The sequence below is a fragment of the Streptococcus sp. HMSC034E12 genome, from assembly GCF_001835915.1.
In the GTDB taxonomy this organism is placed as follows: domain Bacteria; phylum Bacillota; class Bacilli; order Lactobacillales; family Streptococcaceae; genus Streptococcus; species Streptococcus vaginalis.
Genome location: NZ_KV826440.1, coordinates 103,027 through 119,706, shown reverse-complemented (window position 1 = coordinate 119,706; position 16,680 = coordinate 103,027). Strand labels below are relative to the sequence as shown.

15 protein-coding genes and 3 pseudogenes are annotated in these 16,680 nt (G+C 38.7%); 16 read left to right on the top strand and 2 right to left on the bottom strand.

Annotated features, from left to right (window positions below; translation table 11 throughout):
* Positions 1-50: 50 nt before the first annotated feature.
* A complete protein-coding gene (locus HMPREF2574_RS05405; RefSeq protein ID WP_024052805.1) occupies positions 51-233 on the top strand; it encodes a hypothetical protein in 183 nt (60 codons plus the stop codon).
* A 31-nt stretch (positions 234-264) separates the two neighbouring features.
* On the top strand, positions 265-495 hold the full coding sequence (locus HMPREF2574_RS05400) for a GlsB/YeaQ/YmgE family stress response membrane protein (RefSeq protein WP_003026266.1): 231 nt from the start codon (positions 265-267) through the stop codon (positions 493-495).
* 503 nt (positions 496-998) lie between these two features.
* On the opposite strand, the gene def is transcribed toward HMPREF2574_RS05400, so the two are convergent.
* A complete protein-coding gene (def, locus tag HMPREF2574_RS05395; RefSeq protein ID WP_024052804.1) occupies positions 999-1,613 on the bottom strand; it encodes a peptide deformylase in 615 nt (204 codons plus the stop codon).
* 231 nt (positions 1,614-1,844) lie between these two features.
* On the opposite strand from def, the gene HMPREF2574_RS11120 reads away from it, so the two are divergent.
* The 12 genes and pseudogenes from HMPREF2574_RS11120 (at position 1,845) to HMPREF2574_RS05340 (ending at position 11,379) form a co-directional block, all read left to right on the top strand.
* A complete protein-coding gene (locus tag HMPREF2574_RS11120; protein ID WP_164232005.1) occupies positions 1,845-2,003 on the top strand; it encodes a hypothetical protein in 159 nt (52 codons plus the stop codon).
* A gap of 1 nt (position 2,004) precedes the next feature.
* Positions 2,005-2,907, top strand: coding sequence for a CotH kinase family protein (locus tag HMPREF2574_RS05390; protein ID WP_373878896.1), 903 nt, complete (start codon positions 2,005-2,007; stop codon positions 2,905-2,907).
* Positions 2,894-3,628, top strand: coding sequence for a polyphosphate polymerase domain-containing protein (locus HMPREF2574_RS05385; protein WP_070654305.1), 735 nt, complete (start codon positions 2,894-2,896; stop codon positions 3,626-3,628). Before HMPREF2574_RS05390 ends, HMPREF2574_RS05385 begins: the two co-directional genes overlap by 14 nt.
* A gap of 14 nt (positions 3,629-3,642) precedes the next feature.
* Positions 3,643-4,303, top strand: a pseudogene (locus tag HMPREF2574_RS11045) (DUF4956 domain-containing protein).
* Positions 4,304-4,404: 101 nt separating this feature from the next.
* Positions 4,405-5,681: pseudogene (locus HMPREF2574_RS05375) on the top strand (DUF4832 domain-containing protein).
* Between the two features lie 121 nt (positions 5,682-5,802).
* On the top strand, positions 5,803-6,975 hold the full coding sequence (locus HMPREF2574_RS05370; protein WP_024052798.1) for an MFS transporter: 1,173 nt from the start codon (positions 5,803-5,805) through the stop codon (positions 6,973-6,975).
* Positions 6,962-7,690, top strand: a pseudogene (locus HMPREF2574_RS05365) (pseudouridine synthase). Before HMPREF2574_RS05370 ends, HMPREF2574_RS05365 begins: the two are co-directional and overlap by 14 nt.
* 134 nt (positions 7,691-7,824) lie before the next feature.
* The gene (gene rpsO, locus HMPREF2574_RS05360) at positions 7,825-8,094 is read left to right on the top strand and encodes a 30S ribosomal protein S15 (protein WP_003026255.1); all 270 of its coding nucleotides are present in this window, start codon (positions 7,825-7,827) and stop codon (positions 8,092-8,094) included.
* Positions 8,095-8,254: 160 nt separating this feature from the next.
* Entirely contained in the window at positions 8,255-8,476 is a 222-nt protein-coding gene (locus tag HMPREF2574_RS05355; protein ID WP_003026254.1) for a DUF4649 family protein, read from the top strand.
* 15 nt (positions 8,477-8,491) lie between these two features.
* Positions 8,492-8,806 (top strand): thioredoxin, encoded by a 315-nt coding sequence (trxA, locus tag HMPREF2574_RS05350; RefSeq protein WP_003039843.1) that lies wholly within the window; start codon positions 8,492-8,494, stop codon positions 8,804-8,806.
* Between the two features lie 193 nt (positions 8,807-8,999).
* Positions 9,000-10,259, top strand: coding sequence for an MFS transporter (locus tag HMPREF2574_RS05345; RefSeq protein WP_024052745.1), 1,260 nt, complete (start codon positions 9,000-9,002; stop codon positions 10,257-10,259).
* A gap of 73 nt (positions 10,260-10,332) precedes the next feature.
* Entirely contained in the window at positions 10,333-11,379 is a 1,047-nt protein-coding gene (locus tag HMPREF2574_RS05340) for an ArsR/SmtB family transcription factor (RefSeq protein WP_024052744.1), read from the top strand.
* 228 nt (positions 11,380-11,607) lie between these two features.
* On the opposite strand, the gene pepF is transcribed toward HMPREF2574_RS05340, so the two are convergent.
* Positions 11,608-13,407: an oligoendopeptidase F gene (gene pepF / locus HMPREF2574_RS05335; protein WP_024052743.1), complete on the bottom strand. Its 1,800-nt coding sequence runs from the start codon at positions 13,405-13,407 to the stop codon at positions 11,608-11,610.
* 426 nt (positions 13,408-13,833) lie between these two features.
* Here pepF and pnp point away from each other — a divergent pair, with 426 nt between their 5' ends.
* The gene (gene pnp, locus HMPREF2574_RS05330) at positions 13,834-16,047 is read left to right on the top strand and encodes a polyribonucleotide nucleotidyltransferase (RefSeq protein WP_070812256.1); all 2,214 of its coding nucleotides are present in this window, start codon (positions 13,834-13,836) and stop codon (positions 16,045-16,047) included.
* A 15-nt stretch (positions 16,048-16,062) separates the two neighbouring features.
* Positions 16,063-16,680, top strand: coding sequence for a serine O-acetyltransferase (gene cysE / locus HMPREF2574_RS05325; protein ID WP_024052741.1), 618 nt, complete (start codon positions 16,063-16,065; stop codon positions 16,678-16,680).

The following is a 16,680-nucleotide window of genomic DNA, read 5'->3' as shown; positions in this document are numbered from 1 at the left end:
TTTTTTTGTTGCACTATATTTTACAATTTATCAAATAGAAAGGATACGTTATGAAGTTAATGATTTCAGCTGAAGATAAAAAAGCCCTAAGAGATTTTCATTATTCACTAGAATTTTCTGGAAAAGTAGTACTTGCTTCGGTGGCGTTGGTCAGTTTGGCTGTATTAGCAAGTCGTGCCTATTCTTCCAAAAACAAGAAAGGCTGCTGTTTGCATAAAATAGTGCAAAAGTGAGAATAATGAAATAATCAGGAAGGATAACTAAATGATTGGAAGTATGTTTGTCGGCTTCATTATTGGTCTAATTGCAGCAGCAATCACCAATCGTGGAGAACGAATGGGCTGTATCGGCAAAATCTTACTAGGTTGGTTTGGAGCCTGGCTTGGGCAAATGCTCTTTGGTAGCTGGGGACCTCATCTGTCAGATACAGCAATCATCCCTTCAGTGTTGGGAGCGATTATTCTTTTAGCTATTTTCTGGGAAAGAGGAAGCTGACTTCTAAAAATAGGAGTGAGACCGATACCTACGATTGCTAGTGCAGTCGCCCACAAAGGAATTAACATTTGAAAATGTTAATCTCAGCTTTCTTATTTCAAGGCTTCGGTACAAAATGTTCTGTATAGTCTCGCCCCACAAGGCGACTTAACTGTTTTTCAGACTGTTTAGATAGTGAATGCAGAAAACGAAGGTTTCATCAAAATTGCTCTTTGGAGTTTCAAAGGCGAATGAAGATGAGACTTGCTTCACAAGTTCTATCTACCACCTCAAAATGGTGCTTTGTTTTTGTGCGATAGCAGTTGCGTTAAAATTGCTTGTCATCATAAAGGAGTGCGTCTGAGACAGATTCACACGATAACTACAAAAAAAGAACAACCTTAATTTTCTGTTTATCAGAATGCCAAAGTTGTTCTTTTAATTTGTATTATTGAGTTATAGTGCTTTTATAAAGAAATTTTAATTAGGAATGCTGTTTTAGAACAGAGATTCCTTTTTATTTATTATTCAATCACTAACATGCCTTTTTTGATTGCGAAAGGATCTTTTTCATTGATGCGGTCATAGAACATAATGCCATTTGTATGGTCGATTTCGTGTTGCACGACAATGGCATTGTATCCTTTTAGTTTGATACGGTGCTTTTCACCCTCTTTATCAAAATATTCAACGGTGACACGCGCATGGCGCACGACATAACCAGGAACTTCACGGTCAACTGACAAGCAGCCCTCCCCTTCAGCGAGTGCGGCATCTTGAACAGAATGTGCCACGACTTTAGCGTTGTACATAACCGTTTGCAAAGCATAGGCTTCCTTTGGTGGATTGCCCTCTTTGTCTGGCAGGTTTGGCACCAATACAGCAATAATACGCTTTGACAGATCTAGCTGAGGTGCAGCTAGACCAACGCCGCCACGAAGCCCCATTTTTTCAGCAGTTGCAGGGTCTTGTGAATTTCTCAAAAATTGGAGCATTTTTTCACCCAAGATAACTTCTTGCTCTGTAAGTGGAAAGGTGACATCCTTGGCGACTGCCCGAAGCGTTGGATTCCCTTCACGAATGATGTCATTCATATCAATCAAGTGAGCTGGTTTTGTTAATTTTTCAATAACAGACATGTTTTCTCCTTCGTTCTAAAAATGGATTTCTATTCCAAATTAAATTCTTTGTATATGATAAATATAACACAAAATAAAGGAGAAAGAAAGAAATCGGAATAGCGTGTAATGAATATGTGGAGAAAACACGAAATAAATTAGTAAAAAATTAGTCTATTTTGCTTGATATTTAGTTGGATACTAAACTATTATTAGTAACAAAATAAATTACTTTTTAGGAGGGACAAAAAATTGAAAATTCTACTATTTGGAAATACGGGATATGTAACCAAAAAGTTTATACAAGAAGCTTTTCCAAAGGATACGGTTTATCTTTTGGGAGAAACAGATTTAAAAAGTTCAAAAAAAATTAAAATTGACAGTTTTTCCGAAAACAAAAGAGGCCATTGATATGTTGGATAAATTGAATGATAAGTCAACGACAGGCGATAAAATGTTAGAAAAATATTTTGATGCCGAAAACATCCAATATTGGTTAGCTTTTCAGATTTTAATGGGAAACATTGACAATCAAAATCGGAATATGTTCCTTTATAGCCCACAAAATGGAACTCGTTGGTATATTTTACCTTGGGATTTGGACGATTCTTTACGGAAAGGCGAGAGAGAACTTCGTAGGTCGGGTGCGCTGGGACAAAATTCTTGGCGTTATGGTGTGAGTAATTATTGGGGGAATCTCCTTTTTCAACGATTGCTAAAATCTGAAAGATTTAGAACGGGTTTGGATAAAGTGGTTGATAAATTATATAGAAATCAACTTAGTCCTAACAGTATCGGTGACTTGAGCAAGCAATATGCGAATATTGTCAAACCATATTTAAGTCGTATGCCAGATGTGGAGCGTATGCCTATAAAAGAGGAGCAATATGACAAGAATTTAAATGAATTACCAAAGGAAGTTGAAAAAAATTATCAAGATTATAAAAATAGTTTGCAGTCTCCTCAACCATTTTATATTGACCAGCCAAAAGTTGAGAATGGGGAACTGGTTCTTAAGTGGATGTCATCATACGATTTTAACAATAAAGAAATCACTTATCATGTAGAATTAGCTAAGGAGCCTAACTTTAAAGATAAGATCCTTGACAAGAAAGGTCTAACAGAGACAAGTGTCACTACAAAACATCTTCCAAAAGGTCAATATTTTATGCGCGTGATTGCTACAAATTCTGATGGTAAATCTCAGGCTTCTTTTGAACAATATCGTGTGGATACTACCAGTCTTTTTGGCGTTTTAAGTTTTTATGTGATGGAAGATGGTAAGATAAAGGTTGATGTTTATGAAAATAAATAAAGAAGAACAGTTTCGTCATGAAAGAAAATACCTGATTGATCTGAAAGAAAAAGAACTATTGACGCAACGCTTTGGCTCCATCCTATCTTTGGATAGACATGCTCAAAATGGTGGGTATACTATTCGTAGTCTGTACTTTGATGATTACTGGAATAGTGCTTATGAGGAAAAAGAAGCGGGAATTTTGATGCGTAAAAAATACCGTATTCGGATCTATAATTTTAGTGACCGAAGTATCAAATTGGAGCGCAAAAAGAAATTTGGACAGTATATTTATAAAGAAGCAGCTCCTTTAACACGAGAAGAGGTAGAAAAAATTCTTGATGGTAACTATAATTTTCTTCTCCATAGCCCCTATTTGTTGTGTAGAGAATTTTATGTTGAATGTGTGGCAAATATGATGCGACCTCGTGTTATAGTAGACTATGAACGAGAACCTTGGGTTTATGACACAGGAACAGTTCGATTGACGTTTGATTCAAATGTTCGAGCTGCTATTGGTAGCTATGATATATTTGATCCATCGTTGCCGACGCTGCCGATATTGCAGCCAGGTAAATTGGTTTTTGAAGTCAAATATACAGAATTACTACCGCAAATTATAAAAACTATCATTCCGCCACAAGCTTCCGAGTTTCTTGCCGTATCCAAATATGTATTGTGTTATGAAAAAACAGCCTACTTACATGATTTCGGATACTGGTATGATACAGACCACTAGTAGAGGAGAAAAAGATGAGTGTTCAAGATATCATTAAAAAATCTGTCTTACAATCAGAAAATTTCACAACCCAAAATATTAGGAAAATTGTTGCGACCTTACTATTAGCCATTGCACTAGGAGCTTTCATTTACTTTGTTTATCAACGATTTTTTACCGGCGTTGTCTATTCTAGAAGTTTTGCCATGACCTTAGTTGGAATGTCTATTTTAACAGCGATGGTAACACTAGCTATTAGCTCCAACATTTGGTATGGTAGGGGCGCTGTCTATCGTTCGTTATCGTACAGCGGTTAAGGATCCGATGGACTTGCTTTATCTGTTCTGGGCTATTACAACAGGAATCACTGTTGGAGCGGGCATGTACATTTTGGCAATTGTAACGGCAACTGTCATTTTTGGAATGTTAATCATTTTTAGCAAAATGCAGGGGCAAGGAAAAGTCTATATTGCTGTTATCCATTATAAAGGTGATGAAACGGGCGATAAAATTATTCAGGCTTTTGGAAAAATGAAATATTTTGTTAAGTCAAAAACGATGCGAGGAGATACTGTCGAAATGGCAGTAGAGGTCTTTTGTCAAAAAGAGAATTTTGTTTTTGTAGAGCAAATCCGGAATATTGATCAAGTTTCGGATGTGACTCTGATTCAATACAATGGTGAATATCACGGATGATGAGAATGAACAGAATAATACCAATTTGTTTAGATGTTTTAGCCCTCCTATTTATTTGTGTAGTGCTTTTTTCTCCTTCTTTTAAAAAAGGTAGAAAACGAGTGGAGCAGAATTTTACTTACTCTGATAAAGCACTAGCCAATCCTCTGATGGGCTATGCTCCTTCAGCTAAGGAATCAGAAGTAACTAAGGATGTTCAGTTGGTTTATATGGATGTAACTTGGAAAGAATTGGAGCCTAAAAAAGGGGTATATGCTTGGGAAGCCTTAGAAGCAAAAAATCAGCTTAAACGCTGGTTAAAAGAAGGAAAGCATGTTGTTTTTCGCTTTGTTTTGGACTATCCTCGGAAAGCCACTCATGAGGATATTCCTTCTTGGTTAATCAAAAAAATGTCTGATCCGGGAGACCGCTATACTTCTTCCTATGGAAAAGGTTTTTCTCCTAATTATGAGGATAAAAAACTTCTTCAATATTATCAAAAAGCAGTTGAGGCGATGGGGAAGAGATGGGCTGATTCAGGACAAATTTCTTTTATTGAGCTAGGGGGACTAGGTCATTGGGGAGAGTGGCATGTGAATGACGAAGCCAATATTCGGAAGTTGCCAGAAGCGGCTATTCGTGAAAAATATATTACCCCTTGGATAGATGCTTTCCCAGAAGCGAATATTTTGATGCGGCGTCCGTTTACAGTAGCTAAAAAATATGGGTTTGGTCTTTATAATGATGTGGTTGGGGACGAAGAAAGTAAAAAAGTTTGGTTAAATTGGATTAAATCTGGTGGAGATTATGATCAGGAAAATGCAAAAATGGTTTAGTCCCTATGCCAAATGCCTGGCAAACTGCTCCTATAGGTGGTGAATTAACCAGTTCAGCTACTATGAAAACTCTCATGGGGAAAAAGCTGAAACAGATCATCAAAGAACTTCAGGAATCTCATACTACTTTTTTTGGTCCTAAAATTGCTGAAAGGATAGACAATGATAATAGTGGCTATAATGAAATCTTGAAAAACATGGGCTATCGTTTATGGGTTCCTCAGATGACTTTGACATCTGGTAAGACATCTACTCAGTTGACGATGACATTAGCAAATAAAGGAGTTGCCCCCTTTTATCGCAATTGGAAAGTGAAAATTTATGTGCTCAACAGAATGGGTGCTATTATTGAAAGTAAAACCGTACCGATTGCTTTAACAAAAATCTTACCTGATAAAGAACAAAAGGTGCAAATTTCCCTTTCAACTGTTAACGTGACTGGTGAAGGAAATGGATACAAAATCGCTTTGGGAATAGTTTCTCCTCTCACTAAGAAACCAGCTGTTCGATTTGCCAATAAAGGACAGGAAAGAGAAAAATTGATGACTTTGTATGAAGATTGAGACTAAGCAAACCAACGTTGTATTCTTATTTACGGCGTTGGTTTTTTATGTCAGAATTAGATTGCGTCTTTTCATAAAAAACTGTATGATAGGGATAGTGTGATTTTAGAAAGAAGATAAGATGAAAAGATTCATGGAGAAAGCTAGTATTCTGGCTTTATCATTTGTGTTGACAACGGCATTTTCAATTTCCAGCGCTTTACCGGCAATGTCTCAGTTTTATAAGAATTATTCCTCTAGTCAGGTAGAGTTATTAGTCTCCTTGCCGTCTATTGGGATTATGTCTTTATTACTTTTTAATAGTATTTTGGAGCGTTTTTTATCTGAGCGGCAAATGATTATACTAGGACTATTGTTGTTTTCTATTTGTGGCCTCATCCCATTTTTCAATCAAGCTTATGGTCTCGTTTTTGCTTCGCGATTTATTTTTGGTTTAGGGCTAGGTATGATGAACCCTCGAGCAATTGCGATTATTAGTGAGCGATTCCAAGGGAGAGAGCGTGTGCAGATGTTGGGCTACCGTGGGTCAGCAGAAGTTGTTGGGATGGCTTTGCTGACTTTAGCGGTCGGGCAACTCTTGCGTTTTGGTTGGACAACTACTTTTCTGGTTTATACAGTTGGCTTTATTGTTTTAGCATTGTATCTTTTGTTTGTTCCTTATGAAAAAAGCAAAGTCGATAAACATAAGTATCTCAAGTCTGCTCAGAAAATGACCACAAAACAAGTGCGTTTAAGCATATTGTTGGCTTTTATAGCTGGAATGATTGTGTGTACCAATGTCGCTATCAATTTACGTATTCCAAGTCTTGTCTTACAGAATAAAATGGGAAGTGCTGAAACAGCGAGCTTGATTCTCAGCTGTATGCAGCTTATCGGGATTCTAGCTGGTGTTAGCTTTGCTAGTCTAGTGAGTTTACTGAAAAATCGCTTATTGACAGTAATGGGAATTATTTTTGGTCTCAGTCAAGTGATGATTGGTTTTTCGAGCCACATTTGGTTCTTAAGTTTAAGTGCTCTGTTGGCTGGTTTTGCTTATAGCGTATCTCTAACAGCTGTATTTCATATTGTATCAGAGAAAATTCCTGCCCATTTAGTCAATCGTGCAACAGCGATTGTTGTCTTGGGTTGCAGTAGTGGTGCTTCAGTATCAACATTCGTCCTATCCTTGATTGGAATCATTTCTTCTGTTCCAACCTTTATTTTTAGTGTACTAGGGGTTCTCATGATAGCAGTATCCATTTTAGCTTCTTTTGTCACTTATCAACAAAATGAGGGAAAGGATGCGATTAGATAAGTTTTTAGTAGAAATGGGCTTTGGCTCACGAACAGAAGTCAAACGCCTATTGAAAAAGAAGCAAGTTTTGGTGAATGGAAAAATAGAAACATCTGCGAAAATTCAAATAGATGAAAATCAGGATGAAATTTCGGTTAATAACCAAGTTCTGATCTATAAAAGATTTGTCTATTATCTTTTGAATAAACCCAAAGGTGTCATTTCTGCTACCGAAGATGATAAGCATCGAACAGTTTTGGATTTGCTGGATGAAAATGCACGCCAGAAAGCAGTCTTTCCAGTCGGATGGCTCGACATTGACACTCATGGTCTTTTGTTATTAACCAATAATGGAGCTTTGGCACACGCTATGCTGTCTCCTAAAAAGCATGCAGCAAAAGTTTATCGTGCAAAGGTAGATGGGATTATAACTGAAAAAGATGTGGAACATTTTGAAGCAGGAATAGAACTCAAGGACTTTACCTGTCAGCCTGCAAAATTGACCATATTAGAAGTGAATGAAGAATAGCAAACTTCTCTGGTGGAGATTATAATTTCTGAAGGAAAATTTCACCAAGTGAAGCGAATGGTTCAAGCATGTGGCAAAAAAGTAACTGACTTGGAACGCCTTTCTATGGGACCATTAACTCTGGATAGAAAGTTGGAAATAGGAACGTTCCGTCGTTTGACAAAAGAAGAATTAGAAAAACTCACTATTTTTGGTGTAGAACTCTAAGCCGGAATGTCCCATTTGACAAAACCTTTTCTTCTTGGTAGAATAAGGATGTCGTTAAAGACAAATAACTTTTTCTTGGTATTAGGTGGGCCAAGCCTAACACTCGGATGAAGCGTAAAGAAAAGGAGTCTATCATGGCAATCTCAAAAGAGAAAAAAAATGAAATCATTGCACAATATGCACGTCACGAAGGTGACACAGGTTCAGTTGAAGTACAAGTAGCTGTTCTTACTTGGGAAATTAACCACCTCAACGAACACATCAAGGTACACAAAAAAGACCACGCTACTTACCGTGGATTGATGAAAAAAATCGGTCGCCGTCGTAACCTTCTTGCCTACTTGCGTAAGAACGACGTTAACCGTTACCGTGAATTGATCAACTCACTCGGACTTCGTCGTTAATTCAATTAAAAGTCTCTCATGAAAATGAGAGCTTTTTTTACCATTAGAAATAGAAATGTGTCAGAGTAAGCATATCCTTTGACTGTTGTAATAACTATTGATACAATGTATTTATAAAAATAATTACAAATGTAATTGAATAATAAAAAGGAGAATGACCATGATTGAAATCACTTATTTGGATGCTAGTAAGCAAGAGAGGGTTATAACGTTTGAAAGCTATCAAGAATTTGAGCAATCTCAACAGGCCTGCTTGATCAATGTAGCAGATTATTATCCGGTTCAAAAGCTGCTTGTTAATGGACACGAATTGGATTACCAAGGGACTTACGGTGATGTTTTCTTTTATCTAATGAAGCAAGATTTAAATCAATACAAATAAAAGTGAGGTAAAATGATGACAAAAGCTATTACTGATGCAACGTTTGAAGCAGAAACAAAGGACGGTCTTGTTCTTATTGACTTTTGGGCTACTTGGTGTGGACCTTGTCGTATGCAAGCTCCTATTCTAGAAAAACTTTCCGTAGAAATTCCAGAAGATGAATTGAAAATCGTGAAGATAGACGTTGATGAAAATCCAAATACCGCACGACAATTTGGTATTATGAGTATTCCGACTCTCTTATTTAAAAAGAACGGTCAAGTTGTGAAACAAGTCGCCGGGGTACATACAGCAGCACAAATCAAGCAAATTGTGGCAGAATTAGGATAAAGCATAAAATCCGCTTAGTTTTTAAGTGGATTTTTAGGTGCCTGAAAACTTTTAGTCACTAGGATACCTAAAAGAGATTCTTGAGGATTCTAATAAAACTCAAAATAAAGCATTGACTTATTTAAAATTAAGTGTATAATTACATTTAATAAAAAATTAAGTGATTGCTTAACGAAGAGAAAGCGGATATAAAATGAAACGAATATTGCAAAATAAACTGTTTATGGGAACTTTCGTCTCGGATATGTTGTCTAATTTTGGAGATATACTCTATTATTTGGCTTTAATGAATTATGTTCTGCTATTGCCAGAAGCAAAATTTGCAATCTCTTTAGTGACTTTATCTGAAAGTTTGCCTTTTCTAACGATGATTTTCATGGGCATGTGGGGCGATCGTACTAAGAAGAAAGTAGATACGATTTTGGCGACGCTTCTGTTTCGGACAGGGCTGTATCTGCTCATTGGTCTGGCTATGGGCTTTCAGCCAGCTTTATGGGGAGTGATTTTAGCTGTATTGGTCAATCTTTTATCTGACCTAGCTGGTCAATATGAAGATGCTTTGCATATACCACTCAGCCTTCGTATTATTCCATTGGAAGATCGTGAAGCCATGTATGCCTTTCGTCAAGGAGCAAGCTCTATCCTAAAGATTCTCTTTCAGTCCAGCGGAGCAATTTTAGTTGGGCTGATGAGTTACCAATACCTTGCATTTTTTAATGCTGGAACTTTTGTAGTTAGTGCTTTGATAATGTTGATACTTCGTCCCAGTTTAAATAATCTGCTCAAAGATAATCGAATTCATTCTTCTGTTGATAATCGTGAGGGAGAGAGGCATTTTATTAAAAATACATGGAATAGTTTGCAGCAATCTTATCAAACTGTTCAGAATATCTCCGTCTTAAAGACTTCTATTTTTACCATTGCTGGTTTAAATGCTGTATTTGCAGCAGAGAATGCACTGCTCCTCCTAAATATGAAAGAAAATCCCAGTTTTGCATTTCTCAATCCAGCCACAACTATAGCAACCGTTACAGTTGTAACTTTGATAGGAAATATTTTGGGGAGTGTTTTGGTAACGACCTTATTAAAAAAAGTAAGTATGGAATTTTTGCTGAAGATTTCCGTATTCATGCCTCCTGCTCTCTTTATTGGTTTTTTACTCCACAGTATTTATATTATTTTCTTGGTGAATTTTTTGACAATGGTTATCGTAGGCATTTTTCAGCCGAAGATGAATGCTTTTGTCATTTCATCGCTTCCTGAGAAGCATTTGGCGACAATCAGTGCGGGGATTAGTAGTTTTTCCACATTAGGTTTAGTTCTTTGTCAAATGCTGGTAGCAGTTTTAGTGACGTTCTTGTCATCAGCCCAAATTGCTTTCTTATTTTTAATATTATCATCGATTTTATTCTTTTATACACTGAAAGTGCCCAAAAAAATGCTAAACAAGTGATGCAATAGCTTTCCAAACAGTTTACTTGTTAGGGTGAATTTGATAAGATAACACTAAAGAAGGAGTAAAGATAATGGTGGAAGTACAGTATTCAGAACAAGCAAGTGATTTAATGGAGCAGTTTTCTCTATCTACTCTGATACAGGATAGAAGAGAGACTATCGAAAGTTTTAGTGGCAAAGAGCGTGAGCTTTTTAAAGATGTTTTTCCTATAATGGAAGAGCTTCGCCTTTTGTTTCAACCTTATAAGGAAAAAATGGAAACCTATTATTTGACTGGTTATGGAATCACCTTGCTGCAAAGTTGCTATTTGGAGATGGTAGATAAGGGGCTGACGCCCAAATCGGTTGAAGCGGTACATGCCTACTGTTTGCAGCTAGATGCCGAAGCGATAAGAGAACAGCTAAAAGGTCTCTTAAACACAGGTCCTGAGCACATGGCTAAAAGTGGAGATTTTTGGGATTATTTAGAAGCATCATCTATTAAATCAGAAACTAAGTGGTATTTCAGTCAATTTTATCGGAAGCCACTTGAAGCTATGAAAGAGTTAATAGAATTGTCTCGGGAACTTATTCCGCTTTACCAGCCTTACTTGGAAAAAAGTGCTGCTGAACGTAGAGCTTATGCGTCATCCTTTTCATTGGAGAATACCATTGCAGAGTCTGCTAGCCTATCTCATTTTGATTGGAATTTTAAAGAAAATCAATTTATTAGGCTTTATGTTGTCAGTCCATGGGTGGTGCAGTTTGCATCTTATTTTAGTGAAACAGAACCGAGTGAGAGCCATTATTTTATCGTTTCTTGCCGCATTGATCAATTACTTAAAAGTGGAACAGAACTGGATATGGATACGTTTGCCGCAGTTCTCAAGGTACTTAGTGATAGCACACGCTATAATGTTATGGTAGAATTAGCTAAACCGTATGCAAAGAGCAAACGGATTGCTGAAGAGTTAGATATTACTGGAGCAGCAGTTTCTTTTCATACTCAAAAGCTCATCAATGCAAAACTCCTGCTTTTTAACCGTGACCATAAAGATGTGAAATATGATGTAAATAAAAGTTTACTTAGAGAAATCATTGCCAAGCTGACGAGTGACTTTGGCTTGGAAGAAAAGTGAACAGAAAGATCTTTAGATTAGTTACAGACGAAAAAAGAGGCTGGGGCAAAAGTCCTTAACCTCGTCAGATTTTTATGAGTTTCTTGCAAGTCGCAGTGGTTGAGTAGGTTCTATTCGGTTGATAAATAAACCTTTACAGCCCTACTCAACTGTGCGGGGGTGGGACGACAAAATCAAATTTCTTCGAAATTACCGATTTTTGTCCCACTCCCTTTTGAATAGTTTCTGTTATTCTTCCAATTCTTCGCTGTATGCAATAATCTGATCAACTGTGTCCGACAGGAATTGAATGGTATCACGGAGTGGTTTATCAGTAGAGATATCCGCGCCAATGATGCGAGCAGATTCAAGAGGCGTTGTGCTTCCGCCGGATTTGAGGAAGTTGAGCCAATCGCGGGCTCCATTTTCAGAATTTTTCAAATGAAGATAACCAGCAGTTGAGATAACGAGACCTGCAGAATAGGTATAACTGTACAGTCCCATGTAATAGTGACTTTGGCGCATCCAAGTAAGTGCAGCATCGTCATCAATTTCCACCGCTTCCCCCCAGAATTCGGTCAGAACTTCTTTCATAATACTGTTCAGTTTAGCAGCACCAAAGGTTTCGCCGGCTTCAATCAGATTGTAAACACGGCGTTGGAAAGCTGCTTCCAGGAGGTGAGTGATGAAGTTATGGAAGTAGGTGTCAGTTAAGCGATGCGCAAGAGCAAAGCGTTTTTGGCGTGGATTGTCAAATTGATGTTCCAAATAGTCGCTAAGTAAGAGTTCGTTGAAGGTAGAAGGAGCTTCTACGTAATAGGTAGACATGTGGGTATTGAAATAGCTTTGACTATTGTCAGAGAAGATGAACTGACCAGAGTGGCCAATTTCATGAATCAGAGTATACACATCACTCATACGGCCTGTCCAGCTCATGAGAACGTACGGGTGCACACGATAAGGGTCAGTTGCATAGCCTCCGGAGTCCTTGCCGGCATTAGCTGCAAAATCCACCCAGCGCTCTTTTTGATAATTGGCAATTTCGCACGTGTATTCTTCTCCAAGTGGAGCAACGGACTTCATTACTAGTTCGTAAGCGTCATCAATAGTGACATCAGGATTAAGTGCGCTGTCCAAGTCCAATTTCCAATCTGCAAAGGTCATTTTTTCAAGACCGTTGATTTTAGCAACGTGTTTGAGAAACTTTTGTGCAACAGGGGCGAATTCTGTCATGATGAGGTCAATTTGCCGGTCAAACATAGAACGGTCTACCTCTTGCTCAGCCAAAAGATAGTCAAAAACAGAGTCATACCCCCGCATATCAGCAATCAGCTTTTCAGATTTCACTTGAGCCAGATAAGCTGCAGCAGCAGTATGTTGATGTTTGCGAAGTCCAGCTGAGAAAGACCGGAAAGACTTTTCACGGACTTGAGCATTTTCGTGATTTTGGTAGAAATTTTCGTAGCTGATAAAGCTATTCTTATAAACTTTTCCGTCTACTTCAAAATCCTCCATGGCAAAATCACCTGCCCTCATTTTGGTGTAAATGTCTTGTGGGCTGTAAAAAACTTCACTGAGATTTGTCAGAGCCTTTTCGACATCGGCACCTAAATAGTGAGCTTTTTGAATTTTTGCTTGACGAATTGCAGCAGTCAAATGCGGTAGTTGTCCGAGACGGTCGAGTACTTTTTCATTGGCATTTACCAAAGCTGCGTCAAAGAAGCTAAGCGCAACGCTGGCTTCTGTTTCAAAATCTGTACCAGCTTGCGCAATCTGTGCAAAGCTTTCATCACTGTAGTCCGTTGTTTGCGGCATAAAGCTGTAGTTGCCAATATGGCTTCTTTGAATGTAGATTTGCTCCAATTCAGCAAAAGCCTTTTCAAAATCCTCAAAAGTATGGAGGTTATCCTTATAATCACGTGTGAATTGGTTAATGTCCTCACGCGTTTTTTCAATCGCCCGCAAGAAATCCTCTCGGTCTTGATAGAGGGCTGTTAAGTCCCACAGCTCCTTTTCTGGAAATTCAGAACGTTGTTTTTGTTCAACCATAAATCTATTTCTCCTTGTCATTAACTTTCTTCTAGTATAGCAGAAAATAAGAATAATAGATAACATTTCAAAAATTCTTGTTAAAAAGCTATTTTAAGGCTTTTTCTTTTGGTGTAAAATATGATAAAATAAAGTTTATACGTGCTTGATACAAAGATGAGGATTTAAAGGCTTATTAGGGACAATCCTTGTTTATTTCAAAAGTACAGCAGATGAATATTGTGAGCGTTTAACGAGATTTGCGACAGGAACTTGTTAAATCGGTATTATTTGGCAAGAGGCTTTGACTTAGCAAGGCATTTAGCGATTAGCGTAAACTTATTAGGTACTAAGTACCAATCAATTTTAATGCTTTGTATCTTGATCTTTGTAGGCAAGACGTATAAAAAAATTAGAAATTGAGTATAAGCTCAACGAGGAATATATATGACAAAGCAAGTATTTAAAACCACTTTTGCTGGCAAAGAATTAGTGGTTGAAACTGGACAAGTGGCGAAGCAAGCGAATGGTAGCGTAGTGGTGCGCTATGGTGAAAGTACCGTTCTGACAGCAGCCGTTATGTCAAAGAAAATGGCGACTGGCGATTTCTTCCCGCTTCAAGTCAATTATGAAGAAAAGATGTACGCAGCTGGGAAATACCCTGGTGGCTTTAACAAGCGCGAAGGACGCCCTTCAACGGACGCGACTTTGACCGCTCGCTTAATCGACCGTCCCATTCGTCCCATGTTTGCGGAAGGTTTCCGCAATGAAGTTCAGGTTATCAATACCGTTCTTTCTTATGATGCGGATGCTTCAGCACCTATGGCAGCTATGTTTGGTTCATCTCTTGCGTTATCAATCTCAGATATTCCTTTTAACGGACCAATTGCTGGTGTACAAGTTGGCTATATTAATGGAGAATTGGTTATCAATCCAAGTCAAGAACAAAAAGAAGCTTCGTTATTGGAATTAACTGTTGCAGGAACTAAAGAAGCGATCAACATGGTAGAGTCTGGTGCCAAAGAATTGTCAGAAGAAATCATGTTGGAAGCTCTTCTCAAAGGGCACGAAGCAGTCAAAGAATTGATTGCCTTCCAAGAAGAAATCGTTGCTGCAGTTGGTAAAGACAAAGCAGAAGTAGAATTGCTTCATGTGGACACTGAATTACAGGCTGAAATCATCGCAGCCTACAACAGCGACCTCCAAAAAGCGGTTCAAGTGGAAGAAAAATTGGCTCGTGAAGCTGCAACTCAAGCAGTTAAAGACCAAGTAACAGCAGTTTGCGAAGAAAAATATGCAGACCATGAAGAATATGAACGCATCATGCGTGATGTGGCTGAAATCTTGGAACAAATGGAACATGCTGAAGTGCGCCGTTTGATTACAGAAGACAAGGTGCGTCCTGACGGTCGTAAGGTTGATGAAATTCGTCCACTAGATGCTGAAATTGACTACCTACCACGTGTGCATGGTTCTGGTCTCTTTACTCGTGGGCAAACTCAGGCTTTATCTGTTTTGACCTTGGCACCAATGGGCGAAACACAAATCGTTGACGGTTTGGATCCAGAATACAAGAAACGCTTTATGCACCACTACAACTTTCCACAATACTCTGTAGGAGAAACGGGTCGTTATGGTGCACCAGGTCGTCGTGAAATCGGTCATGGAGCACTTGGTGAACGTGCACTTGCGCAAGTTCTCCCTAGTCTAGAAGATTTCCCTTATGCAATCCGTTTGGTAGCAGAAGTTCTTGAGTCAAATGGTTCCTCTTCACAGGCCTCGATTTGTGCTGGGACACTTGCTCTCATGGCCGGTGGGGTACCAATTAAAGCACCTGTAGCCGGAATTGCTATGGGGCTCATTTCAGATGGTAGCAATTACACGATTTTAACAGATATTCAAGGCTTAGAAGATCATTTCGGAGATATGGATTTCAAGGTGGCTGGTACACGTGAAGGAATTACTGCTCTTCAAATGGATATTAAGATTGAAGGAATTACTGCTGAAATCTTGCAAGAAGCATTGGCTCAAGCTAAAAAAGCACGTTTTGAAATTTTAGATTTGATTGAACGTACAATTCCAGCTCCTCGTCCAGAACTCGCTCCAACCGCTCCAAAAATTGATACCATCAAGATTGATGTTGATAAAATTAAGATTGTCATCGGTAAAGGCGGTGAAACGATTGACAAGATTATCGCAGAAACAGGTGTCAAGATTGACATTGACGAAGAAGGAAATGTTGCTATTTACTCTAGCGATCAAGATGCGATTAACCGTGCCAAAGAAATCATTGCAGCTCTTGTGCGTGAAGCAAAAGTAGATGAAGTTTATCATGCCAAAGTGGTTCGGATTGAGAAATTCGGTGCTTTTGTCAATCTCTTTGACAAGACAGATGCCTTGGTGCACATCTCAGAAATGGCTTGGACGCATACTAATAAGGTTGAAGATTTGGTACAACTTGGTGATGAAGTAGATGTCAAAATCATCAAGATTGATGAAAAAGGCCGTATTGATGCCTCTATGAAAGCTCTTCTTCCTCGTTCTCCAAAACCTGAGCATGATGAAAAAGGTGAAAAGTCTGAGCGACCTCACCGTCCACGTCACCATAAGGGCCACAAACCTAAGAAAGAATTTACAGAAACACCAAAAGATTCAGAATAAGAAAAGGAGAAATGTATGGGATGGTGGCGCGAAACCATTGATATTGTAAAAGAAAATGATCCAGCGGCACGCAACAGTTTGGAAGTGTTGCTGACTTATCCAGGTGTCAAGGTCTTAGCTGCCCACCGTCTCTCGCATTTTCTATGGAAGCACGGCTTCAAACTCCTGGCTCGGATGCACAGTCAGTTTTGGCGTTTTTGGACCCAAATCGAGATTCATCCGGGTGCCCAGATTGACTCAGGTGTTTTTATCGACCATGGCTCAGGTCTGGTGATTGGAGAGACAGCGATTGTTGAAAAAGGCGTTCTTCTCTATCACGGAGTGACTCTTGGTGGAACAGGGAAGGATGTTGGCAAACGCCATCCGACTGTGCGTAAAGGAGCTCTCATATCAGCCCATGCCCAAGTCATCGGACCGGTAGAAATCGGTGAAAATGCCAAGGTTGGTGCAGCTGCAGTAGTCGTGGCAGACGTACCTAGTGATGTAACAGTTGTCGGTATTCCGGCTAAGATCGTCCGAGTTCATGGACGGAAGGATGAGCCTATCATCCATGAAGTCGAAGAAAAACGGGAGTACTACGTCAATAAACTCGAGCAGGCTAGAGAAGCCAGCCGCAGATCGTCTGGTTTGTAG